Source organism: Agromyces lapidis (genome assembly GCF_009749405.1).
Taxonomy (GTDB): Bacteria; Actinomycetota; Actinomycetes; order Actinomycetales; family Microbacteriaceae; genus Agromyces; species Agromyces lapidis.
Window position 1 is genome coordinate 55,979 of sequence record NZ_WBIQ01000009.1, and the last position, 22,138, is coordinate 78,116.

General features: G+C 71.9%; 24 protein-coding genes. 12 read left to right on the plus strand and 12 right to left on the minus strand.

Annotated elements, in window-relative coordinates; genetic code table 11:
• Nucleotides 1–13 precede the first annotated feature (13 nt).
• Nucleotides 14–694, plus strand: a complete 681-nt coding sequence (locus tag GQQ93_RS14800) for a CatA-like O-acetyltransferase (protein WP_246192349.1) — start codon at nt 14–16, stop codon at nt 692–694.
• Nucleotides 695–704: 10 nt separating this feature from the next.
• Here GQQ93_RS14800 and GQQ93_RS14805 read toward each other — a convergent pair whose 3' ends face one another.
• Nucleotides 705–1,775 (minus strand): winged helix DNA-binding domain-containing protein, encoded by a 1,071-nt coding sequence (locus GQQ93_RS14805; protein WP_157425013.1) that lies wholly within the window; start codon nt 1,773–1,775, stop codon nt 705–707.
• Nucleotides 1,776–1,913: 138 nt separating this feature from the next.
• On the opposite strand from GQQ93_RS14805, the gene GQQ93_RS14810 reads away from it, so the two are divergent.
• Together GQQ93_RS14810 and GQQ93_RS14815 are read left to right on the plus strand one after the other, a co-directional pair.
• Nucleotides 1,914–4,007 (plus strand): galactose-binding domain-containing protein, encoded by a 2,094-nt coding sequence (locus GQQ93_RS14810; protein ID WP_157425014.1) that lies wholly within the window; start codon nt 1,914–1,916, stop codon nt 4,005–4,007.
• Between the two features lie 113 nt (nt 4,008–4,120).
• A complete protein-coding gene (locus GQQ93_RS14815; RefSeq protein ID WP_157425015.1) occupies nt 4,121–5,392 on the plus strand; it encodes a nucleotide disphospho-sugar-binding domain-containing protein in 1,272 nt (423 codons plus the stop codon).
• Here the strand turns inward: GQQ93_RS14815 and GQQ93_RS14820 are convergent.
• From GQQ93_RS14820 to GQQ93_RS14830, 3 genes are all read right to left on the minus strand, one after another.
• Nucleotides 5,367–5,684 carry an ArsR/SmtB family transcription factor gene (locus tag GQQ93_RS14820; RefSeq protein WP_157425016.1) on the minus strand — a complete coding sequence of 106 codons (318 nt, stop codon included), beginning with the start codon at nt 5,682–5,684 and terminating at the stop codon, nt 5,367–5,369. The two genes, GQQ93_RS14815 and GQQ93_RS14820, sit on opposite strands and share 26 nt — an antisense overlap.
• Nucleotides 5,681–6,163 (minus strand): SRPBCC domain-containing protein, encoded by a 483-nt coding sequence (locus tag GQQ93_RS14825; RefSeq protein WP_157425017.1) that lies wholly within the window; start codon nt 6,161–6,163, stop codon nt 5,681–5,683. Before GQQ93_RS14825 ends, GQQ93_RS14820 begins: the two co-directional genes overlap by 4 nt.
• Before the next feature lie 114 nt (nt 6,164–6,277).
• Nucleotides 6,278–7,330, minus strand: a complete 1,053-nt coding sequence (locus GQQ93_RS14830) for an NAD(P)-dependent alcohol dehydrogenase (RefSeq protein ID WP_212277355.1) — start codon at nt 7,328–7,330, stop codon at nt 6,278–6,280.
• 101 nt (nt 7,331–7,431) lie between these two features.
• Between GQQ93_RS14830 and GQQ93_RS14835 the strand changes: the two genes are divergently transcribed.
• Nucleotides 7,432–8,115, plus strand: a complete 684-nt coding sequence (locus tag GQQ93_RS14835; RefSeq protein WP_157425018.1) for a TetR/AcrR family transcriptional regulator C-terminal domain-containing protein — start codon at nt 7,432–7,434, stop codon at nt 8,113–8,115.
• Between the two features lie 45 nt (nt 8,116–8,160).
• Complete coding sequence (locus GQQ93_RS14840; RefSeq protein WP_157425019.1) at nt 8,161–8,841, plus strand: hypothetical protein; 681 nt, start codon at nt 8,161–8,163, stop codon at nt 8,839–8,841.
• 118 nt (nt 8,842–8,959) lie between these two features.
• Here the strand turns inward: GQQ93_RS14840 and GQQ93_RS14845 are convergent, their stop codons facing one another.
• The 4 genes from GQQ93_RS14845 to lysA all read right to left on the minus strand — a co-directional run bounded on the left by GQQ93_RS14845 (nt 8,960) and on the right by lysA (nt 13,075).
• Nucleotides 8,960–9,778 carry an amino acid ABC transporter ATP-binding protein gene (locus GQQ93_RS14845; protein ID WP_157425020.1) on the minus strand — a complete coding sequence of 273 codons (819 nt, stop codon included), beginning with the start codon at nt 9,776–9,778 and terminating at the stop codon, nt 8,960–8,962.
• Nucleotides 9,775–10,761 carry an amino acid ABC transporter permease gene (locus GQQ93_RS14850; RefSeq protein ID WP_157425021.1) on the minus strand — a complete coding sequence of 329 codons (987 nt, stop codon included), beginning with the start codon at nt 10,759–10,761 and terminating at the stop codon, nt 9,775–9,777. The genes GQQ93_RS14845 and GQQ93_RS14850 overlap by 4 nt, the downstream gene beginning before the upstream one ends.
• Nucleotides 10,758–11,693 carry an ABC transporter substrate-binding protein gene (locus GQQ93_RS14855; RefSeq protein WP_157425022.1) on the minus strand — a complete coding sequence of 312 codons (936 nt, stop codon included), beginning with the start codon at nt 11,691–11,693 and terminating at the stop codon, nt 10,758–10,760. Before GQQ93_RS14855 ends, GQQ93_RS14850 begins: the two co-directional genes overlap by 4 nt.
• 65 nt (nt 11,694–11,758) lie before the next feature.
• The gene (lysA, locus tag GQQ93_RS14860) at nt 11,759–13,075 is read right to left on the minus strand and encodes a diaminopimelate decarboxylase (RefSeq protein ID WP_157425023.1); all 1,317 of its coding nucleotides are present in this window, start codon (nt 13,073–13,075) and stop codon (nt 11,759–11,761) included.
• A 148-nt stretch (nt 13,076–13,223) separates the two neighbouring features.
• Here lysA and GQQ93_RS14865 point away from each other — a divergent pair, with 148 nt between their 5' ends.
• Nucleotides 13,224–14,792, plus strand: a complete 1,569-nt coding sequence (locus tag GQQ93_RS14865; RefSeq protein WP_157425024.1) for a PucR family transcriptional regulator — start codon at nt 13,224–13,226, stop codon at nt 14,790–14,792.
• Between the two features lie 43 nt (nt 14,793–14,835).
• Here GQQ93_RS14865 and GQQ93_RS14870 read toward each other — a convergent pair whose 3' ends face one another.
• Nucleotides 14,836–15,336, minus strand: coding sequence for an FBP domain-containing protein (locus GQQ93_RS14870; protein ID WP_157425025.1), 501 nt, complete (start codon nt 15,334–15,336; stop codon nt 14,836–14,838).
• A gap of 302 nt (nt 15,337–15,638) precedes the next feature.
• Between GQQ93_RS14870 and GQQ93_RS14875 the strand changes: the two genes are divergently transcribed.
• Together GQQ93_RS14875 and GQQ93_RS14880 are read left to right on the plus strand one after the other, a co-directional pair.
• Entirely contained in the window at nt 15,639–16,106 is a 468-nt protein-coding gene (locus tag GQQ93_RS14875) for a VOC family protein (protein WP_157425026.1), read from the plus strand.
• Nucleotides 16,107–16,151: 45 nt separating this feature from the next.
• The gene (locus tag GQQ93_RS14880) at nt 16,152–16,526 is read left to right on the plus strand and encodes a hypothetical protein (RefSeq protein WP_157425027.1); all 375 of its coding nucleotides are present in this window, start codon (nt 16,152–16,154) and stop codon (nt 16,524–16,526) included.
• Nucleotides 16,527–16,548: 22 nt separating this feature from the next.
• Here the strand turns inward: GQQ93_RS14880 and GQQ93_RS14885 are convergent, their stop codons facing one another.
• From GQQ93_RS14885 to GQQ93_RS14895, 3 genes are all read right to left on the minus strand, one after another.
• Nucleotides 16,549–17,037 carry a GNAT family N-acetyltransferase gene (locus GQQ93_RS14885; RefSeq protein WP_246192350.1) on the minus strand — a complete coding sequence of 163 codons (489 nt, stop codon included), beginning with the start codon at nt 17,035–17,037 and terminating at the stop codon, nt 16,549–16,551.
• A 31-nt stretch (nt 17,038–17,068) separates the two neighbouring features.
• On the minus strand, nt 17,069–17,461 hold the full coding sequence (locus tag GQQ93_RS14890) for a cupin domain-containing protein (RefSeq protein WP_157425028.1): 393 nt from the start codon (nt 17,459–17,461) through the stop codon (nt 17,069–17,071).
• A gap of 109 nt (nt 17,462–17,570) precedes the next feature.
• Complete coding sequence (locus tag GQQ93_RS14895) at nt 17,571–18,941, minus strand: NAD(P)/FAD-dependent oxidoreductase (protein ID WP_157425029.1); 1,371 nt, start codon at nt 18,939–18,941, stop codon at nt 17,571–17,573.
• Nucleotides 18,942–19,045: 104 nt separating this feature from the next.
• Between GQQ93_RS14895 and GQQ93_RS14900 the strand changes: the two genes are divergently transcribed.
• From GQQ93_RS14900 to GQQ93_RS14915, 4 genes are all read left to right on the plus strand, one after another.
• Nucleotides 19,046–19,657 (plus strand): TetR/AcrR family transcriptional regulator, encoded by a 612-nt coding sequence (locus tag GQQ93_RS14900; protein WP_157425030.1) that lies wholly within the window; start codon nt 19,046–19,048, stop codon nt 19,655–19,657.
• Nucleotides 19,658–19,695: 38 nt separating this feature from the next.
• The gene (locus GQQ93_RS14905; RefSeq protein WP_157425031.1) at nt 19,696–20,538 is read left to right on the plus strand and encodes a DsbA family protein; all 843 of its coding nucleotides are present in this window, start codon (nt 19,696–19,698) and stop codon (nt 20,536–20,538) included.
• A 6-nt stretch (nt 20,539–20,544) separates the two neighbouring features.
• Nucleotides 20,545–21,414, plus strand: a complete 870-nt coding sequence (locus tag GQQ93_RS14910; RefSeq protein WP_157425032.1) for a cytochrome c biogenesis CcdA family protein — start codon at nt 20,545–20,547, stop codon at nt 21,412–21,414.
• 65 nt (nt 21,415–21,479) lie between these two features.
• Nucleotides 21,480–22,121, plus strand: a complete 642-nt coding sequence (locus GQQ93_RS14915) for a GntR family transcriptional regulator (protein WP_246192351.1) — start codon at nt 21,480–21,482, stop codon at nt 22,119–22,121.
• Nucleotides 22,122–22,138 lie beyond the last annotated feature (17 nt).

A 22,138-nucleotide genomic window follows, 5' to 3' on the forward strand; every position in this document is an offset into this window, starting at 1 on the left:
GAGGATCGAACGCATGCCGACTCCGATGCCGACTCCGATGCCGACCCCGATCCCGATCGACCTCGACACCTGGCCCCGTCGCGAGTCCTTCGACCACTACCGCCACCGGGTGCCGTGCACCTACGCGATGACGGTCGAGCTCGAGGTGACCGCCTTCGTCGCCGCGCTGCGCACCTCGACCCGCAAGACCTACCCGGCGCAGATCTGGGCGATCGCGAACGTCGTCAACCGGCACCCCGAGTTCCGCATGACCCTCACCGACGACGGCGCACCGGCGACCTGGCCGGTCGTGCACCCCGCGTTCACCGTGTTCAATCCCGAACGCGAGACGTTCGCGGCGGTGTCGGCGCCGTACGACGCCGACTTCGCGCGCTTCCACGAGACGGCGGTCGAGGTGCTCGCCGACGCGGCGGCGGCCACCGAGATGTTCCCGCAGGGCGGCCTGCCCGCGAACGGCTTCGACGTGTCGAGCATCCCGTGGGCGAGCTTCACCGGCTTCACCCTGCAGATCGACGGCGGCACGAACCACTTCGCGCCGATCTTCGCGCTCGGTCGCTACGTCGAGCGCGACGGGCGCACCTTCCTCCCGTTCGCGGTGCAGATCCACCACGCCTCGGCCGACGGGTTCCACACCGCCCGCCTCATCGGCGAGCTCGAGCAGCTCTTCGCCGACCCCTCGTGGGTCGACGCCTGAGGCCTCCGGTTCAGGCGGCCTCGAACGTCACGCGCGGTTCGAGCCCGAGGAAGGCGGCGTAGCGCGACGCGGCATCCTCGATCGCCTGCCGCTCGCGCGCCGCGAGCTCCCGGTGAGGACGCAGCGAGAACGTGACCGCCTTCGCCGCGATCGTGCGCTTCATCGCGGCGACGAGCTGCGCGTCGACGAGGGCCATGCCGATCGCCGTCTCGCGAGCCCGCGGCACCACGCCCTCGGAGTCGATGACCCACCGCGAGTCCTGGTAGCCGCGGTACATCTCGTCGAGCACCTGCAGCAGGTGGCCGGCCGGTTCGGCCGCCTCGGCCGGCGCCGCCCCCGGAGCGTGCCAGAAGGTGCGCCCGTCGTGCTCGATCGACTCGAGCCGGTCGTCCGCGGCGGCGATGCCACGCCGCGCATCGGTCACCGTGAGCGTCGCCCAGTAGGCGAGGTCGCGTTCGGTCGCCGGCCCGTGCGAGGTGCAGTAGCGCGATGCGAGCTCGGCGAGCGCCTCGTCGCGATCGAACGGCCGGGCCGCCGGCACCCGCTCGCTCATGAGGGCGTAGCTGTGCTCGCCGCCGCGCGGTGCACCGCTGCACACGAGCCCCACCATCTCGAGCCGGCCGACCACCAGCATGAGCTGCTGCCCGGTCAGTTCGAACCCGCGGTCGGCGAGCGCTGCGGCGAGGTCGGCCCGCGTCTGATCGGGTGCCTCGCCGAGCGCCGACTCGACCGCGTCGGTGATCGCCGTCATGCGGTCGTCGAGCGCTTTCAACTGCTGGTCGAACACGGGCAGCACCCGGGGCGCCGTGAGTTCGAGGAGCCAGCGCACGTCGTCGGCGTGTACGTAGTGCCAGGTCGGACGGAGCACGTGGGTACGGATGACCCGACCGCTCTCGAGTGCTCGGGCGAGGTCGCTCGCCTCGGGTGACGGTGTGCGGGTCGCGACCGCCCATGCCGACTGCGACGGGTTCTCGGCCTGCACCGCGAGCAGCGACCGCACGACCTGCTCGGCATCGTCGGCCGGGGCGGTGAGCGACTGCGAGCGCAGCCGCCAGCGGGCGAGTTCGCGGTCGGTCGTCATCTCTGCAGCGTAGGGCGGGCCGCCGTCATGGGCCCGGTCACGCTCGGTGCCCACCCGCCTCGACCCGATTCCTCTGGGACGCTTGACTGGGACGCACGACCCACAATACGCTGCGAGCCATCGAGCAAGGAGGCTCACATGGCGCACCACGTTCACTCGAGATCCGCCGCAACACCGCTCGCCGACGGTCGGCGACGACGCTCCACCCGCTCCACCCGCTCCATCCTCGGCATCGCCGCGATCGGCGCACTGCTCTTCACCATTCCCGTCGCCCCGGCATCAGCCGCCGACGACTGGTGGGATGCCCCCAACCGCCCGGCCGTCGAGGTCGAGCTGAACGTCACCGGGGCCCCGATCACGTCCGCTCCCGGCGAAGAGGTGCGCGGCTTCATCGACTCGCACACGCACCTCAACTCGAACGAGGGCTTCGGCGGGCGCATGATCTGCGGCGCCCCGTTCTCGCCGAACGGCGTCGCCGACGCCCTGAAGGACTGCCCCGAGCACTACCCCGACGGCAGCGGCGCCCTGTTCGAGATGCTCACGAGCGACCCCGACGGCAAGCACGACCCCGTCGGATGGCCGACGTTCACGGACTGGCCGAAGACCACCTCGATGAGCCACCAGGCCTCGTACTACGCCTGGGTCGAACGTTCGTGGCGCGCGGGGCAGCGCGTGCTCGTCAACGACCTCGTCACGAACGGCGTGATCTGCTCGCTGCCGATCATGCCGAAGGACCGCTCGTGCGACGAGATGAGCGCGATCCGGCTCGAGGCGCAGAAGGTGCGCGAGATGGAGTCGTACATCGACGGCATCTACGGCGGGCCGGGCAAGGGCTTCTTCCGCATCGTGACGACGCCCGAGCAGGCGCGCGCGGTGATCGCGGAAGGCAAGCTCGCCGTCGTGCTCGGCGTCGAGATGAGCGAGCCGTTCGGCTGCAAGATGATCCTCGACGTCGCGCAGTGCTCGAAGGCCGACATCGACCGAGGGCTCGACGAGTTCGAGGCGCTCGGCATCTCGAGCATGTTCCTCTGCCACAAGTTCGACAACGCGCTCTGCGGGGTGCGCTTCGACACCGGCACGCAGGGCACGATCATCAACGTCGGCCAGTTCTACTCGACCGGCACCTACTGGCAGACCGAGGCGTGCACGGGCCCGCACCACGACAACCCGATCGGCAACGCCGAGGTGCCCGAAGAGCTGCCCGGCGCCGACCCGCCGACCTACCCCTCAGGGGCGCAGTGCAACACCCGCGGGCTCACCTCCCTCGGCGAGTACGCGCTGCGCGCGGTGATGTCGCGCAACATGATGGTCGAGATCGACCACATGAGCGTGAAGGCCGCGGGCCGCGCACTCGACCTTCTCGAGGCCGAGGACTACCCGGGTGTGCTGTCGAGCCACAGCTGGATGGACTCGAACTGGTCCGAGCGCCTGTACCGGCTCGGCGGGTTCAAGACCGGCTACCCGCACGACGCCGCGGGCTTCCTCGACGAGTGGCGCGACGGCGCCGCACTCCGCGAGCAGTACGGCAAGGCCTACGGCTTCGGCCTCGACTTCAACGGGGTCGGCAGCCATCCCGCCGGCGGCACCGCGCCGGTCGCGGTCTCGTACCCCTTCACCGCGGCCGACGGCAGCACCGTCGTCGACCGGCAGGTCAGCGGCCAGCGCACCTTCGACGTCAACACCGACGGGTTCGCCCACGCCGGCCTCACGCCCGACTACATCGAGCAGCTGCGGCTCGCCGGCGGCGGCGACGAGCTCGTCGACGAGCTGATGTCGGGCGCCGAGTCGTACCTGCAGACCTGGGAGGCGACGCGCACGCACGAGAGCGCGCAGAACCTCGCGACCGGCAAGGCGGCGACGTCGAGCTCGAATGAGTGGAACCCGTTCACGAGCTACGCCCCCGGGCGGGCGGTCGACGGTCGGAGCGACACCCGTTGGGCGAGCGGCAACTGGGGCACGAGTCCGCAGTGGCTGCGCGTCGACCTCGGCGAGTCGCAGCCGATCAGCCGGGTGACGGTGACGTGGGAGCGGTCGGCCGCGAAGGCGTACGAGGTGCAGCTCTCCGACGACGGCCAGAGCTGGCGCACCGTCTGGTCGACGACGAGCGGCGACGGCGGCCTCGACACCGCCGCGTTCGCGGCGACGAGCGCGCGGTACGTGCGCGTGCACTGCACCGATCGCACCACGAACTACGGGTACTCGATCTGGGAGCTCGGCGTCTTCGGCAGCTGATCGCGCGAGCACCGCGGGCCCGGCGACGTCGTCGTCGGGCCCGCAGTGCATCTCGTCGATCTCCGCGCCAGCACGGATGCTCCGCACTGATGCCGAACCCTACGCTGCCACCCATGAGCGGCTCGCCGTCGCACCACTACCTCGTCGCGCTCGCCGACGGGGGCGGCACCGTGCCCGTCGAGCTCGGCGTGGTGCGCCGGCTCGTCGAGCGCGGCCATCGGGTCACCGCGCTCGTCGACGAGTCGATGGCCGCGCCCAGCCGCGCGACGGGTGCGGCAGTGCACCCCTGGAGCGCCCGGCCGGGCACCGAGTTCCGCGACTGGGCGATCAGGAACCCCCTCGAGCTCGCGAAGAGCATGTCGGAGCACTACCTCTCGGGTCCGGCCGCCGGCCACGCGGCGGACACGCGCGCCGCCATCGACGCCGCACGCCCCGATCTCGTCGTGACGACGTTCTTCACCCTCGGTGCGATGATCGCCGCCGAGGCGCACGAAGTGCCGTTCGACGTGCTGATGCCCAACGTCTACATCGCGCCGGTGCCGGGTCGCCCGCCTGGGGGCGCGGGCATGCGGCCGATGCGCGGACCGCTCGGGGCGATGCGGGATCGCATGGCGAGCGCCGCGACCACGCGGCTGCTCGACCGCTACACCGTGGATCCGCTGAACGCGGTGCGGGCGCGGCACGGCCTCGACCGAATCGGGCACGTCTGGGATCAGGTGCACCGCGCGCGACGCGAACTCGTGCTGACGACCGCCGAGTTCGAGTTCGGCGGCGACTTCCCGCCGAACGTGCGCTTCGTCGGCCCGGTGCTCGACGACCCGGCCTGGGCCGCGCTCGTGCAGTTCGATCCGCCCGCGGGCGACGCCCCGCTCGTGCTGGTGTCGCTCTCGTCGACGTTCCAGAACCATGCCGACTGCCTGCAGCGCATCGCCGACGCGCTCGGCATGCTGCCGGTGCGCGGGGTCATCACGACGGGGCCGTCGATTCCGCCCGAACTCATCGAGGCGCCCGGCAACGCCGTCGTCGTGGCCTCCGCGCCGCATCGCGTGGCGATGCGCCATGCGAGCCTCGTCGTGACCCACGGCGGTCACGGCACGGTGATGAAGGCGCTCGCGGCCGGCCTGCCGCTCGTGGTCCTCCACCACGGACGCGATCAGGCCGACAACGCCGCCCGGGTCGTGACGCGGGGCGCCGGCGTCGCCGTGCCGCGTCGCGCGCCCGCCGACGAGATCGCCGCGGCGATCGAACGGGTGCTCCGCCACGAGCGCTACCGGGCGGCTGCGGTCCGACTCGGCGCGGCGATCAACCGGGATGTCGCGGCGAACACCCTGCTCGACGAACTCGAGCAGCTCGCCCCGCTCACAACCCCTCCGCGATCTCCTTGATCGCGGCCAGTCGGCGCTCCCACTCGCGGCCGACGGCGTCGAGGCGGGCCGCGGTCGCACTGAGTTCCGACCCGAGCACGCGGTAGCGCACCTCGCGGCCGACGCGCACCGGCTCGACGACGCCGACCTCCGCCAGCACGGCGAGGTGCTTGGCAATGGCCTGCCGGGTCACCGGCAGCCGCTCGGCGAGGGCGGACGCCGAGGCATCCCCCTCGCCGAGCGCCGCGAGGATGCTCCATCGCGTCTCGTCACCCAGGGCGGCGAACACGGGAACCAGCGTCGCAGTGCTCATGCGTCGCCCTCGAGCAGGGCGACGAGCTTGTCGAGTTCGAGGACCCAACCCTCGGCGTGGTCGGCCATGTTGGCGGCCGGGTCGCTCGTGCGGTCGAACCCGGTCTCGACGACCGTGAGTTCGGTGCCGCCGTCGACCTCGTCGAGGGTGAAGGTGAAGACGGTCGTCGTCGTCTCGTCGATCGCGCCGTGCGCGCGACGGGCCGCGTCGTCGTTGCCCCAGCGGTACGACACGCTGCGCGGGGGGTCGATCGTCTCGACGCGGATCGGGATCACGCCGTACCCGTCGAACGTCATCGTGCCGGCCGCGCCGACGCCGGCGCCGTCGAGCACCGTCTCCCCGAACCAGCGGGAGATGTGCTCGGGCTCGGTGACGGCGCGCCACACCTTGTCGACGGGGGCGCCGATGCGGATCGTGCGCCGTACCGTGAAGGCCCCTTCATCGACGACGGATGCCTCGTTGCGGGTCTGACTCACCATGATCGCGCTCCTTCCAGCGGGTGGTGCGGTGGATGTCTCGGCGATCGATCGATCACCTGCAACTCGATAGTTGCATAGCATCGAGACGAGCGCAACCCTTTGGTTGCATCCCGCTCAGCCCACCCGGAGCACCACGCTCCCCCGCTTGTGCCCGCCGTCGACGTGGCGATGCGCGTCGACGATCCCGTCGAAGCCCACGACGCGATCGACGACCGGCCGCAGCACCCCCGCCTCGGCGAGCGCGGCGAGCCGCTCCATGCCGGCGGCATCCATGCGGCCGCCCTCGTGATCGACGACGAGGCCGCTGCGGCGAGACTGCCGCTTCGCCCAGACCAGCCCGTGCAGGTCGAGGATGACGAGGAGCAGGGTGCCGCCCGGGCGGAGGAGGTGCGCGACCCGCTCGAAGGGGGCGTTGCCGACGCACTCGACGATCACGTCGTAGCGGGCCGCCTCGCCCGGCGCCGCGAAGTCCTGCTGCGTGTAGTCGATGACGCGCTCGGCGCCGAGCGAGCGCACGAGCTCGGCGTTGCGGCCGCTCGTCACCGCCGTCACCCGTGCGCCGCGGGCGGCGGCGAGCTGCACCGCCGCCGAGCCCACCGCACCGGAGGCGCCGTTCACGAGCACCTCGCTGCCCGGGACGATCTCGACGCGATCGAGGTAGCGCAGCGCGGTGTGCCCGCCGAACACGATCGCGGCGGCCTCCTCGAACGAGAGGTTCGCCGGCTTGCGCGCGACCTGGCCGTCGGCCGCGATCGTCACGAACTCGGCATGGCAGCCCATGCGCGAACCGCGCATGACGATCACCTCGTCGCCCACGGCGAAGCGCCCGACGCCCGAACCGACCGCCGCGACGACCCCCGCGGCATCCATGCCGAGCACCCGCACCTTCGGCCGGAACAGTCCGACCGTCGGCGCCACGAGCAGGCTGAAGCCGCGCGGCAGGCGACGCGAGCGCATCCGCTCGTCGGCGACGCTGACCGTCGAGGCGCGCACACGCACGAGCAGCTCGCCTGGGCCCGGCTCGGGGCGGGGCAGTTCGACGAGGCGCACGACCTCGGGCCCCCCGAATCGCTCGATGCGGGCGGCGCGCATCACCGTGCTCGATTCGGCGCGGGGCTCGCCTCCGTGACGCGGGTGCGTGGTCTGGTGGTGCGATCCGATGGACATGCGAAGCTCCCTTACGTCGTAAGTCTTACGTTGTAAGATACGCCGAGCGGGGAGGCGTGTCCAGACCTCCGCCGAGAAACCTGACGCTGTACGGTGAATCCATGCCGAGAACCGCCGAGCGCACCCCGCTCAGTCGCGAGCGCGTGCTGCAGACCGCCCTGCAGCTCGCCGACCGCGACGGCCTCGACCGGCTCACCATGCGTGCTCTCGCCGACGAACTCGGCGTCGAGGCGATGTCGATCTACTACCACCTGCCCAACAAGCCGGCGATCCTCGACGGCCTCATCGAGCAGGTCTTCGCCGAGATGGCGGCCGAGACGGGCGGCTTCGCGCCCCCGGCGACGAACGCCTCGAACTGGTCGGCCGTGCTGCGCTCGCGCATCCTCGACGCGCGCCGGGTGCTGCTGCGGCATCCTTGGGCCCCTGCCCTGATGAATGTGCGCGGCACCCCCGGCACCCTCGCGATCGGCTACGCCGACGGCATCGTCGGCATCATGCGCGGCGGCGGGCTCTCGCACGACCTCATCCACCACGGGCTGCACGCGATCGGCAGCCGCATGTACGGCTACGTGCAGGAGCTCAACGACGACAACGCCGCCGAGCCGCCCGCCGACCCCGTGCAGTTCGCCGCCCTCGCCCCGCACCTCGCCGCGATGCTCGCCGACGTCGTGCACGACGACCCCGACTCGACCCTGGGCTGGTGCGACGACCAGACCGAGTTCGAGTTCGGGCTCGACCTGCTGCTCGACGGCCTCGAACGCCGGCGGCTCGCCGAGGCACACTGAGCGCAAGGCTCACCCGAGACCTGCCCGGCTCCCTAGGCTGGGCGAGTGACCTCAGCGCCAGAACCAACCCGCCCTTCGCTCGCGAAGCAGCTGCTCTGGGGCGGGCTCGCGGTCGGCGTCGGCGTGCCGCTCTGCCTCGGCGCATGGATCGGACTCGTGCTCGCGGGCGACCGCCTCGGCTGGAGTCTCACCGCCGACGGGATCTTCGCGTGGCTCATGGCGGCGCTCGTCGCGCTCCTGCTCTGGCCGATCGCGATCCGCGGCTCGCAGCGTCAGTTCTGGCACTTCCGCGGCAGGCGGCCCGGCGAACCCGTCCGGTGGGGCGCCGAGCCGACCGCGCCCGTGCCGAAGGTCCGGCTGACGGCCGGCGACCGCTGGGTGCGAGCGGCGATCGCACTCGTCGGTGCGCTGAGCCTCCTCGCGATCTGCGGACCGCAGGCCGTGACGCTCGCACTCCTCGGGGCGCTCGACGCCGCGAGCGCCGGCGCCCGCTCCTGGTGGCTCGCACTGCAGCTCGGGGCGTTCATCGTGATGCTCGCCCTCGTCTTCCCGGTGCTCTGGGCGACCGAACGGGCGATCCGACGACGCCCCGACGACGACCCTGCCCGTGAACGGCTCGAGCTCGCGCAGAGCTGGTACCTCGGGGCGGCGCTCGCATGGGTGATGTGCGCCATCGTCGGGTTCCTCATCAGCTTCATGATCCTGCGGTACCTGGCGTACGTGTAGCGACCGGGGGCGCACGCGCACGCGCCCGGCCCCCGCACACCGCAGGCCCGGCGACGGGTCACGTCGCCGAGCCTGCGGCTCCCCCCGGGTCCCCCCTTTTGCTTCCCGCTGCGCCCCCTCAGCGCACGCTCTCGAGGAAGTTGCGCGTCCGCTGCCGCTGCGGGCGGTCGAGCACCTCCCCGGGCGGGCCCGCCTCCACGACGACACCGCCGTCCATGAAGACGACCTGGTCGGCGACGCCCCGGGCGAAGCCGATCTCGTGGGTGACGACGATCATCGTCATGCCGTCGTTCGCGAGTTCGCGCATGACGTCGAGCACGTCGCCGACGAGCTCGGGATCGAGCGCCGAGGTGGGCTCGTCGAAGAGCATGAGCTTCGGGTCCATCGCGAGCGCGCGGGCGATCGCGACGCGCTGCTGCTGACCGCCCGAGAGCTGCGACGGGTAGTGCCCGGCGAAGTCGGCGAGGCCGACGCGGTCGAGCAGTTCGCGCGCGCGCGCCTTCGCCTTCGCCCGCGGCACCCCGGCGATGCCGACCGGCGCCTCGGTGATGTTCTCGAGCGCCGTCAGGTGCGGGAAGAGGTTGAACTTCTGGAACACCATGCCGATGTCGCGACGCTGCCTGGCGATCTGCCGGGGCGTCATCTCGTGCGTGGTGTGGCCGGCCTGCCGGTAGCCGATGAGCTCGCCGTCGACGAGGATGCGACCGCCGTCGATCGACTCGAGGTGGTTGATGCACCGCAGCAGGGTCGACTTGCCCGAGCCCGAGGGCCCGAGCAGCACCGTCACGGTGCCCTCGGGCACCGCGAGCGAGACGTCGCGGAGCACCTGGTGGGCGCCGAAGCTCTTGCGCACCCGGCGGATCTCGACGAGCGCACGGGCATCGACCGCGGCACTCGCCGTGCCGGCTGCGGGAGGAGTGGTGGCGATGGTGTTCATACGGCGCTGACCGCCTTCGTCTCGGGCGCGGGCTCGACGGCCCGGCGCGTGGTGAACGTCGCCCGCAGCCGCTGCCACGGCGTCGGCGGGAGGGTGCGGCTCGAGCCGCGCCCGAAACGGCGCTCCAGGTAGTACTGCGGAATCGACAGGATGCTCGTCATCAGCAGGTACCAGAGGCTCGCGACGATGAGCAGCTCGACCTGCTTGAGGTTCTGCGACGAGATCACGGTCGCCTGCGTGTAGATCTCGAGCACCGCGATGACCGAGAGCAGCGAGGTGTTCTTCAGCATCGAGATGGTCTCGTTGCCCATCGGCGGGATGATGACGCGCATGGCCTGCGGCAGCAGCACCCGCCGGAAGGTGTAGAGCGGAGACATCCCGAGCGAGAACGCGGCCTCGCGCTGCCCCTCGTCGACCGAGAGCATGCCGGCGCGCACGATCTCCGAGGAGTATGCGGCCTGGTTGAGCGTCAGCGCGAGCAGGCCCGCGACCATGGCCGTGATCAGCACGTTCGTGTCGATCTGCCAGAACACGATGTCGGTGAACGGGATGCCGATGGTGAGCTGCTCGTAGAGCAGGCCGAGGTAGCCCCACAGCACGATCTGCACGAGCAGCGGCGTGCCGCGGAACGCCCACACGTAGCACCACGCGACGGAGGAGAGCACCGGGTTCGACGAGAGCCGCATCGCCGCGATGACGATCGCGAGGAGCGTCGAGACGATCATCGCGATGAGCGTGATCACGAGCGTCAGCACGACGCCGTCGAAGATGCGCGGGTCGACGAGGAACTGCCCGATCGCCGCGAAGTCGATGTTGGGGTTCGTCAGCACCGAGGTCAGGAATCCGGCGGCGAACAGCAGCACCACGGCCGCCCCGATCCATCGCCACGGGCGGCGCAGCGGGATCGCGCGCACGTCGTCGTCCGTGGCATCCGGTGCGACGGCGATGCCCTGCTCGGCGGGTGCCGCGGGTGCCGTCGTCATTGCGCCGCCCCCTGGTTCACCTCGGCCGACTCGACGGCGTAGGCGGCGATGTTGTTGCGCTCGAGCACCTGCTGGTAGGCGCCCTCGTCGATGAGCGCCTGCAGCGCCTGGCGCACGGCCTCGACGAGCTCGGCGTCCTCCTTGAGGATGCCGATGCCGCTGTACACCGGGTTGAAGCCCGCGGGGTTCTCGGGATCGCGCACGACGTCGAACGCCTCGCCGTCGTCGGTCGTCGCGGCGACGTACTCGGCCACGACGGCGTCGGCGACGTAGGCGTCGCTCTTGCCCGCGCGCAGTGCGGTCTGGGCGTCGAGGTCGCTCGGCAGCTCGGTGACGGTGACGGGGTCGCCGTCGCACTCCATCGCCCGCAGCAGCTCGCCCTGCACGGTCGCCTTCTGCACCGCGACGGTCTTGCCGCAGAGGTCCTGCTGCGTGGTGACGCCGACCTCGTTGCCCGCCTGCACGAGGATCGCGAAGCCGCCGTGCGTGTAGTCGACGAAGCTCAGCGTCTCCTGCCGCTCGGGGGTGTCGTTCATGCCGCTCATGATGAGGTCGTTCTTGTTCGCCTGCAGCGACGGGATCACCGAGTCGAAGGCCTGCTTGTTGAGCGACACGTCGATGCCGAGCTTCTGGCCGAGCAGGCGCGCGAGCTCGGGATCGAATCCGACGGGGCGGTTCGTCTCGTCGTACATCGCCATGGGCGGGAACGGGATGTCGAGGGCGATGTCGAGGCGGCCCTTCTCGACGAGCTCGTCCGGCAGCAGCGCGGTGAGCTTCGCGTCGACGGTCGTCGAGATCTCGTCGCCGGTGGGCAGCTCGGGGCCCTGGGCTGCGGAGGCGCCCGATCCGGCGCCCGAGCAGCCGGTCAGGGCGAGGGCGAGGGCGGCCGCGGCGGCCGTCGCGCCGACGAGGGTGGTGGTGCGTGCGTTCATCGGTGACTTCCTTGTCGTGGGGTGGGGTGGGGCGGGGGTGGGGGTGACGAAGACGAGCGGATGCCTCAGGCGAACGCCTCGGCGTCGGCCATCGCCGGCGCGTGCGTCGCGAGCAGGTCGTCGTAGCTCTCGCGGCGGGCGACGAGCCGGGCGTCGCCCTCGCGGGCGAAGACGATCGCGGGCTTGAGCGCGCCGTTGTAGTTGTTCGACATCGTGTACGCGTAGGCGCCGGTCGCGGCCATGACGACGAGGTCGCCGACGCGGGCGGGCGGCATGGGCGCGCCGTCGACGAGCAGGTCGCCCGATTCGCACTGCCGGCCGACGAGCTGCACGCTCTCGGTCCACGCTTCGTGGAGCCGGTCGGCGACGATCGCCTCGTAGCGCTGCTGGGTGAGCGCGATGTCCATCTGGTCGGCGAGGCCGCCGTCGACGGCGACGAAGGTGCGACCGGTGCGCTTGACCGTCGTGACCCGGTAGAGGGTGACGCCGGCGCGGGCGACGATCGAGCGGCCGGGTTCGATCATGAGCTTCGCATCGGCCGGCAGGTGCGCCCGCGCTGCGGCGACGATCGAGTCGAGGTAGGCGCCGACCTCGGGTGCCTCCTCCTCGTAGGTGTAGGCGATGCCGAGTCCGCCGCCGACGTCGTAGGTACCGAAGGTGCCGACGCCCGAGATCTTCTCGACGGCCTCGGCGAACTGCGCGACATCCAGGATCTGCGAACCGATGTGCAGGTGCACGCCCTCGAAGCGCATGAGCGGGTGGGCCTGCATGCGGGCGATCGCGCGCGCCGCCTGGTCGATGGGCAGGCCGAACTTCGAGTTCAGGCCGCCGGTCGCCTGCGAGGCGTGGGTCTTCGCCTCGACGCCGGGGATGACGCGCAGCAGCAGTCGCTGGGGCCGTTCGAGCAGGCGCTCGAGCCGGTCGAGCTCGTCGTCGTTGTCGACGATGATCGCGCCGATGCCGGCGTCGAGCGCCATGCGCAGTTCGGCGTCGGTCTTCGCGTTGCCGTGGAAGTAGAGGCGTTCGGGGTCGACGCCCGCGGCGAGCGCGAGCCGCAGTTCGCCGCCGCCGGCGATGTCGACCGCGAGCCCCTCCTCCTGCGCCAGGCGGTACATGCCGACCGCGGGCAGCGACTTCGAGGCGAAGAGCACCTCGGAGTTCGGCCAGCGTTCGCGCAGTCCGTCGATGAAGCGCCGGACCTGGCGGCGCAGGCCGGTCTCGTCGTAGACGTGCAGCGGGGTGCCGAAGCGCTCGGCGAGCTCGGTCACGGCGACGCCGCCGATCTCGAGCACGCCGTCGGCGTTCGCGGTCGCCTCCTCGGGCAGGATCCGCCAGAGTTCGCCCAGGCGGGTGCCGTCGGGTTCGGGCCGGTCCGTGGTCATGCTGTCCTCCTCGTGCGCGGCGCCTTCGCCGTCGACGGTGGCCAGCCTAGGAAGATCGACTCGGCGTTTGGTTGTCGATCTCAGATAGATTTGCGGTGTGGATGCAGGGATTTCTCCAAGCGGTGTGTTGCGCGCCTCCGCTCCTCGGGTGACGCTCGCGGAGCTCGTCGAACAGCTGGGCCCGCGCACCGCGACCCCGATCGGCGCGCTCGGCGTCGGGGTCGCGGTCACCGGCACCGAGTTCATCGACATCGTCGACGAGATGACGGATGCCCCGGGCACGCTGCTGCTCGCCCCCTCGACCGCCTCGCTCTCGACCGCACGCCTCGCGGCCATCGCCGCCGCCGCGGCCGAGCAGGGCGCAGCAGGGCTCGCCGTGAAGTGCAGCGCCGACCGGGTGTCCGCGCTCGCGGCGATCGCCGACGCCACGGGGCTGCCGATCGTGCGCGTCGCCGACCGCATCAGCTGGCGCCTCCTCGACGCGCAGCTCACGCACCTGCTCGGCGAGGCCGACGCTCCGCTCGCCGGCCCGCAGGGCCGGGGCGCCGAGCCCCTGTTCGCCATCGCGAACGAACTGGCCGAGTTCTTCGGCGGCTCGGTCGCCATCGAGGATCTGAGCCGCAACATCCTCGCCTACTCCTCGGTGCCCGGGCAGTTGATCGACGCGCTCCGCACCCACGGCATCCTCGCGAGGCAGGTGCCCGCCTCCCCCTACAACGACGACCAGTACCGCACCGTGCTGCGCTCCGATCACCCGATCAAGTACCCACGCCTCGGCGATGAGGAGCCCCGCGTCGCGTTCGCGATCCGCGCGGGCGCGCTGCCGCTCGGATCGATCTGGGCGATCGACGCCTCGGGCGAGGGGCCGACCACCCCCGAGCAGGAGGAGCGGATGCGGCGGGCGAGCGCCCTCGCGGGCGCCCACCTGCTCGACGACCTGCGCGCCCACGCGACCAACCAGCGCCCCCGTGAAGACCGGCTGCGCACCCTGCTCACGGGCATCGAGCTCACCGGCACCGAGTTCGCCGAGCTCGGCATCGACGAGGAGCGCGGCGCGGCCCTCCTCGCCATCGAGGTGCCGGGTGCCGGTCCGACGGCGATCGCGCAGCTGCGCTCGACCGCCATCCGCCATCTCGTGCTGCACCGGCCCGACGCCGTCGCCGTCGCCCATCGCGGGCGCGTCTACGCGCTCTTCGCCGCAGGGTCCGTCGACGAGGCGGTGCGCTCGGCCGAACCGCTATTGCCGCTCGTCGACCGCCTCGTGGGCGACGGCATCCGCATCGCCGTCTCGGGGCCTGCGCACCGCTCGGGCGATGTCGCAGGCGCGCGCGAGCTCGCCGACCGGCTGCTCGACACGGCCGCGCGCGCGAACGACCCGCGGTCCGGCCGCATCGTGACAGCGGCGGGGCTGCGGCCGCAGCTCGTGGTCGAGCGCGCCGCCGAGCTCTTCGCCGCCGCACCCGAACTGCGCGACCCCGCGATCGACGCGCTGCTCGCCGTCCGCGACGAGCACGAGGCATCCGCTGCGATCATCGAGACCCTGCTCACCTGGCTCGAGTGCTTCGGCAACGTGGCCCAGACGGCCGACCGGCTCGGCGTGCACGAGAACACCGTGCGCCACCGCCTGCGTCGCGCCGGCGAGGCGCACGGCCTCCGCCTCGAGCACGCCGACGACCGCCTCGCCGCCTGGTTGCAGCTGCGCGCGGCGGCGCGCTGAGCCCGAGAACGCGGCGCACCGCCCCGCACGACCGGCTGGGTGCTCAGCCCTCGAGCGGCGCCTCGGCGATCTCGCGGATGAAGCCGATCACGTGCTCGCGGAGCGCCTCGACGCGGCGGTCGCGGGCCGCCTCGACATCGAAGCCGAGGTACGCGACGGACGGGCGCTTGCGCGCGTTCGCCGAGCACTGGAAGTCGGCGCACACGAGCGTGCCCACCGTGCCGCCCTTGCGACCGGCGGCTCCGGCTCGACGCGCCACGAAGAAGAGCACGTCGTTCGGCAGGTGCACGTCCTCGCACCACGAGCACTGCGGCCGGGAGCGCAGCCGGCCCTCGGCGCGCTTCAGCATGACGCCGACGAGTTCGCCGCCGATCGGCGCCACGACGTAGGCGACGTTCGGCAGCTTGCGGTCGCGCCAGCCCAGGAAGTCGCGGCGATCCCAGTCGAGTTCGGCGAAGTCCGCCGGCAGGCTGAGTGCGGCGCGCTCGCGCACGCTGGCGTTGATGAACGATGCGCGGATCTGCGCGTCGGTGATGGGAAGCATGGAATCGGAACCTGTTCTTGTTCGCCGCCCCGACGGACGGCACGCTGACGTGAGGATGACCGGTCGCAGGCGCGACCGACCGAGGCCCGCGGCGTCGAACGCCACCGACCGAGGGCGGGGTCACCTGAGCGCGGCGCACGAAGCGCCCGCGACCCCCTCACGCCCGCGCACGATCGCGGGCCCGTCAGCACGATTCACAGTGCGGGATCTTACACGCCGGCGCACTGCACCTCCTCTCGACCGCCGAGGCCCACCGGCGTATCGTGGCCGCCGAAGCGATCAGCCGAACAAGGGGGTCACCGATGGCCGCGCTCTCACCGATCCAGCCGTGCCTGTGGTTCGACGACCAGGCGCGCGAGGCGATGGAGTACTACGTCGGGGTCTTCCCGAACTCGCGCATCACCCGTATCGACGAGTACCCCGACGAATCGCTCGATGAACACTTCGCGGGCATGTCGGGCAAGGTGCTCAACGGACAGTTCACGCTCGACGGTGTCGACTTCGTGTGCCTCGACGGCGGGCCGCTGTTCACCTTCAGCGAGTCGATCTCGTTCGTCGTCTCGTGCGCCGACCAGGCCGAGATCGACCACTACTGGGCCGCGCTCTCGCACGTGCCCGAGTCGGAGCAGTGCGGCTGGTGCAAGGACCGCTTCGGCGTCAGCTGGCAGGTCATCCCCGTGAACATGGGCGAGCTGACCCGGCGGCCTGCGCAGATCCAGGTCATGATGCGGCAGAAGAAGGTCGTGATCGCCGAGCTCGAGAACGCCTGAGGGAGGATCGGCGGCTCGGGATCGGCGGTCCGTTAGGCTCACCGCATGCCCCTCGCCGCGGTCCTGCTCTGCGTCGTCCTCGGGGTGCTCGCCGTGTTCCAGCTCGCGCTCGTGCTCGGCGCGCCGATCGGGCGCTTCGCGTGGGGCGGGCAGCACGAGGTGCTGCCGGTGCGCCTGCGCATCGGCAGCGCGGTGTCGATCGTGATCTACGCGCTCATCGCGGCGCTCGCGCTCGATCGCGCCGGGCTCGTCGACGTCGTGCCCGATGCGGTCTCGACCGTGGCGATGTGGGTCGTGTTCGGCTACTTCGTGCTCGGCATCGCGCTCAACGCGATCTCGCGCAGCCGAGCCGAGCGCCTCACGATGGCGCCGCTCAGCGCCGTGCTCGCCGTGCTGAGCCTCCTCGTCGCGCTCGGCTGAGGGGCCGGCAGCCTCGCCGCGCTCAGAGGTACTGCTTGAACCCCACATGGGATGCCTCGAAGCCGAGCCGCTCGTAGAAGCGATGCGCGTCGTCGCGGCGCGCATCCGAGGTCAGCTGCACGAGACGCGCGCCGTGTTCGCGACCGTGCTCGACCGCCCACCGGATCATCGCGGACCCGATTCCCGCCCCGCGCAGCGCATCCGCGACCCGCACGGCCTCGATCTGCATCCGGGTCGCGCCGCCGCGCGAGAGCCCCGGGATGAACGTGAGCTGCATCGTGCCGACGATCGCACCGCCCGGGTCTTCGACCGCCACCAGCAGCTGCGCCGGATCTTCGTCGATGACCTCGAACGCGCGACGGTAGCCGGCGAGCGTCTCGTCGTCGAACGCGAACTCGGCCGCGCGCAACGCGTCGGCTGCGATGAGGGCGACGAGCGCGTCGACGTCGTCACGGCGAGCGCGTCGAAGGGTGTACACCGCATCGGGGGCCTGGATCGTGGTGAAGCTCACCCGACCACGCTCTCATATCCGCGAAGAGCGCTCAGTACGTCTCCGCCGTCGCCGGCGGCACGTCGTCGATGATCACGTAGAGCTTGCGCACGGTCTCGTGCACGTCCCACACGCCGCGCCAGCCGCTCGGCGTCACGAGGGTGTCGCCGGCGCCGAAGGTCACGGGCTCCTCGCCCTCGACCTCGATGGTCACCCGCCCCGAGAGGAACTGGCACACCTCGGTGCAGCCCTCGCGCGTCGCGGCGAACCGGCCGGGCGAGCACTCCCAGTAGCCGACGTCGAGGCCGGCGGTCGCCCAGAGCGAGTCGGATGCCTCGAGCACTCCCTCGGTCAGCGCGGTCGGCTTCGGGGTGGCGGGCCCGAGGTCGCGCGCGATCGGCGCGAGCGCCGCGACGGTCGCCACGGCGGCGGGCTGGTCGGTCATGATTCCTCCTGGTTCAGTACCTGCGATACGGCTTCTGCAGGAAAAGTGTCACGATGCCCCCTGATTCGGGGCCGTCAGTGCATTTCTCCTGCAGAAGCAGCAACGGTGCTCAGCGCCCCGCGACGAGGTCGGCGACGCGGGCGATGGGCGAGGTCGTCGCCCGGCCGCGCTGCTCACCCCGGTCGGCGGCGTGGTAGGCGGTGTAGATCGCCTGCACGGCGAGCCAGCGCAGCGGTTCGATCTCCCACTTGCGCGCGCGATGGCCGACCCAGGGCAGTCGGGTGAGCTCGGTGTCGCGACCGAGCACGAGGTCGCGGAGCGTGCGCCCGGCGAGGTTCGTCGCGGTGACGCCCGTGCCCACGTAGCCGCCCGCCCAGCCGAGACCCGTCGCGGGGTCGTGGCCGACGGTCGCGGCCCAGTCGCGCGGCACGCCGAGCACGCCCGACCAGGCGTGGGCGATCGGGGCATCCGCCGCCTGGGGGAAGAACCGCGCGAGCAGTGCGCCGAGCCCCTCGATGGTGCGCTGCTGGGTCTCGCCGTCGCGGTCGACGTGCGAGCCGTAGCGGTAGGGCACGCCGCGGCCGCCGAACGCGATGCGGTCGTCGGCGGTGCGCTGCGCGTACATGTAGACGTGGGCGAAGTCGCCGAGGGTGTCGCGGCCGTTCCAGCCGATCTCGTCCCACACGGCCGGCGCGAGCGGCTCGGTCACGATGAGCGAGGAGTTCATCGGCAGCCAGGTGCGGTGCTCGCCGCGCAGATCGGGGGTGAATCCCTCGGTCGCGCGCAGCACGTGGGTCGCCCGCACGGTGCCGTGCTCGGTGCGGGCCTCGCCCGGCCGGATCTCGGTGACGGCGGTGCCCTCGTAGATGGTCACGCCGAGTCGTTCGACCGTCTCGGCGAGCCCCCTGACGAGCTTCGCGGGGTCGACGCGGGCGCAGTGCGGGTGCCAGATGCCGCCGAGGGCGCCGGCGACGTTGACCCGTGCGGCGCTCTCGCGGGCGTCGAGCAGTTCGACGTCGGTCGCCGGCCACGACTGCTCGTCGGCGGCGGCCGCCTTCAGACGCCCGAGCTGCGCGGGGTTCAGCGCGATGTTGAGCTCGCCGCCCTTGTGGATGTCGGCGGCGATGCCCTCGTCCGCGGCGACGGCGATGACCTCGTCGACGGTCTCGTTGAGGGCGCGCTGCTGGGCGATCGCCGCGTCGCGCCCGTGCTGCTTCACGTACTGCGCGCGCCCGCCGGTCACCGAGTTGGTGAGCCATCCGCCGTTGCGACCCGAGGCGCCGTACCCGGCGAAGCTGCGCTCGAGCACCGCGATGCGGAGGTCGGGCTGCTCGCGCTTCAGGTAGTACGCCGTCCAGAGGCCGGTGTAGCCGGCGCCGACGATCGCGACGTCGACGTCGAGGTCGCCGCCGAGCGCGGGGCGCTGCGCGGGCAGGCCGAGGTGCTGCCACCAGTACGAGACGCCGCCGTTCGCGGTCATGCGGGTTCCTCTTCCATCGGGTCGATCCACAGATGATAAAACAGTGTTTTGAAACGTACTGCCCGCCGTGGCAGGCTGTCAAACGACGAACGAAGGGGGTCGCCGTGCCGATCGAGGTCGACCAGGACGAACGCCTCGCCGACATCGCCCGCGCCACGGTCGAGGTCGCCCGCGAACGCGGCACGCGAGCGGTGACGCTGCGCGCCGTCGCCGAGCGGCTCGACCGCTCGACGGCCTACATCACGAACTTCGTGCCGTCGCGCGCGCACCTCATGGCGAACGCGCTCGACCACGCCCGCGCCCAGTGGGACGCGGAGCGCGCGGCCCACCTCGGCGAGCTGGTCGGCGTCGAACGCCTCGCCTCGCTCACCCGGTGGATGTGCACCTCCTCCCCCGAGGAGAACGTGCTGCGCAGCCTCTGGATCGAGGTCATCGCCGACGTGCGGGGCGCGAACCGACGCGCCTACGAGGTCGTCCGCGGGGTGACGGATGCCACCTACGGCAAGTTCCTCGCGGGCGCCGAGCACGTCGTGGCGGGCGGCGAGCCGGTCGACCGCGTCGCCGCGGCGCACATCGCCGACATCCTCTACCTGTACTGCCGGGGGTACGAGGTGAAGGCGGTCGAAGACCCCGAGGCGTGGACGGACGAGCGCGTGCAGGCCTCGCTCGAGGTGCTGCTCGGGGCGCTCGTGTTCGGCGACGACGTGGAGCGCTGACTCAGCTTCATCTTGGATACAAGTTGTATCCTTCCGGCATGGGCACGAAGCAGAGCACCCCCGAGTCCGCACCGAACCCGCAGAACGCGGCACGGCCCGGCCATGCGACCGCCCACGGCGCCGCACTCGAACGGCGACTCCGCCGCTCGAAGGTCCTGAACATCGTGCTCGGCATCGCGATCGCGTTCCTCCTCGTGGTCGTGATCGCGCAGAGCTTCCCGCAGTCGACCGTCGCCGCGGCCGGTCCCTCGGCGAGCACCGGCCCCGAGGCATCCGAGGCCGCCGGCTACGCCGAGAACCCCGCGATCGCCCTGCGCGACCCCGACGACCCCCTCGCCATCGGCGAGGTCGACGCGCCCGTCGTGCTCGTCGAGTGGGCCGACTTCCGCTGCCCGTACTGCGCGGTCTTCACGAACGAGACCCTGCCGGTCGTCCTCGACGAGTACGTCGAGACGGGGCTCGTGCGGTACGAGTTCCGCGACGTCGCCTTCTTCGGCGACGACTCGACCGCGGCCGCCGTCGCCGTCCGCGCCGCCGGCGAGCAGGGGCGCTTCGCCGAGTACCTCGAGGTCGTGTACGCCGCCGCCCCCGAGAAGGGCCACCCCGACATGCCGCGCGAGAAGCTCATCGGCTTCGCGAAGGAGGCGGGCGTGCCCGACCTCGCCGCGTTCGAGGCCGATCTCGACCGGGCCGACCTCCGCGACGCCGTCACCGCGAGCACCGCCCAGGCGCAGCAGCTCGGCGTCACCGGCGTGCCCTTCTTCGTCGCCGGCGACCAGGCGCTCTCGGGTGCGCAGCCGCTCGACGCCGTCCGATCCTTCCTCGACCAGCAGCTGCTCGCCGCAGGCGTCGACCCGGGCGAGCTGCCCACCGCAGGCTGACCCGCGGTGGACCTCGGCTTCGCCGGCGCGTTCATCGGCGGCATCCTCACCCTGCTGAGCCCGTGCTCGGTGATGCTGCTGCCCGCCTTCTTCGCCTACGCGTTCACCACCCCCACCCGCCTCATCGCCCGTACGGGGGTCTTCGCCCTCGGCCTCATGACGACCCTCGTGCCGGTCGGCATGCTCTCGGGCACCGTCGGGGCCTTCGTCAGCGCGAACCGCACGCTGCTCGTCACGATCGCCGCGGTCGTCGTGATCGCGCTCGGCCTCGTGCAGGCACTCGGGATCCCGCTGCCCTCGTTCAGCCGCGACACCGGCGCGGGAGACGATGCGGGCGAGGCCGGCTCCGTGGCATCCGTCTACCTGCTCGGCACCGTCTACGGGATCGCGGGTATCTGCGCCGGGCCCGTGCTCGGCTCGGTGCTGACCCTCGCCGCCCTCGGCGGCAGCCCCCTCTACGGCGCGCTCACGCTCGCGGTCTTCGCCCTCGGCATGACGGTGCCGCTCTTCGTGCTCGCGTTCGCCTGGTCGCGGTCGACGTGGGTGCGACGGCTCGTGCGCCCGCGGACGATCCGCATCGGCCGCTGGTCGAACACGTGGACGCAGCTCGTGGCCGGCCTCCTCGGCATCGGCCTCGGCGTGCTGCTCATCGTCACGGACGGCACCGCCGGACTCTCCGGGCTCCTCGGCGCCTCGCAGCAGTTCGAGATCGAGTCGAGCGCGCTGCGCCTGACCTCGGGCGTGCCCGACCTCGTGTTCGTCGGCATCGCGATCGCGATGCTCGTCGCGGTGTGGCTGCTGCACCACCGCGCCGCGCGGCGTGCGACCCGGACGACGGAGGACGCGCCGTCGACGCAGGCGGCGGGCGAGGCATGAGCCTCGCGGGTCGCGAAACGACGCGATCGGATGCGACGGGGCCCGCGAGCGGCCATGATGGGCGGGTGCCGACCATCGACAGCGCCGCCGAGCGAGCCTACGCCGCGACCCGTACGGCGATCCTCGACGGCACTCACCGCCCCGGCGCCATGCTGAGCGAGAACGAGCTCGCCGGGCGCCTCGGCATGAGCCGCACCCCGGTGCGCGCCGCCCTCGCCCGCCTCCAGGACGAGGGCTGGATCACGATCTACCCGAAACGAGGCGCCCTCGTGCGCGAGCTCGGAGCCCGTGAGATCGCCGACCTCGCCGACGCCCGCCTCATCCTCGAGGCGATGGGCGTGCAACGGGCGACGAGCGAGGTGCGCCGCGCACTCGCCGACCGTCTCGAACCCGAGCTCGACGCGCAGCGCGACGCGCTCGTCGCGCGCGACATCGACGGGTTCGTGGCGCTCACGATCGCGTTCCACCGCTCGTTCGTCGAGGCATCGGGCAACGCCGTGCTCGTCGAGATCGGCGACCGGCTGGCCGACCGGCAGCGGCTGCTGCTGAGCGCCCACCGCGACCTCCTCTTCGACCGCGTCGACGAGACGATCGCCGAGCACCGCGCCCTCATCGAGCGGCTGCGGGCCGACGACCCGGCGGGATTCGCCGAGGCGCTGCGCGCCCACATCATGGACACGCACGGCCCCGAGCTCGGACCGGTCTGAGCCCGGGGCCGTCGCGC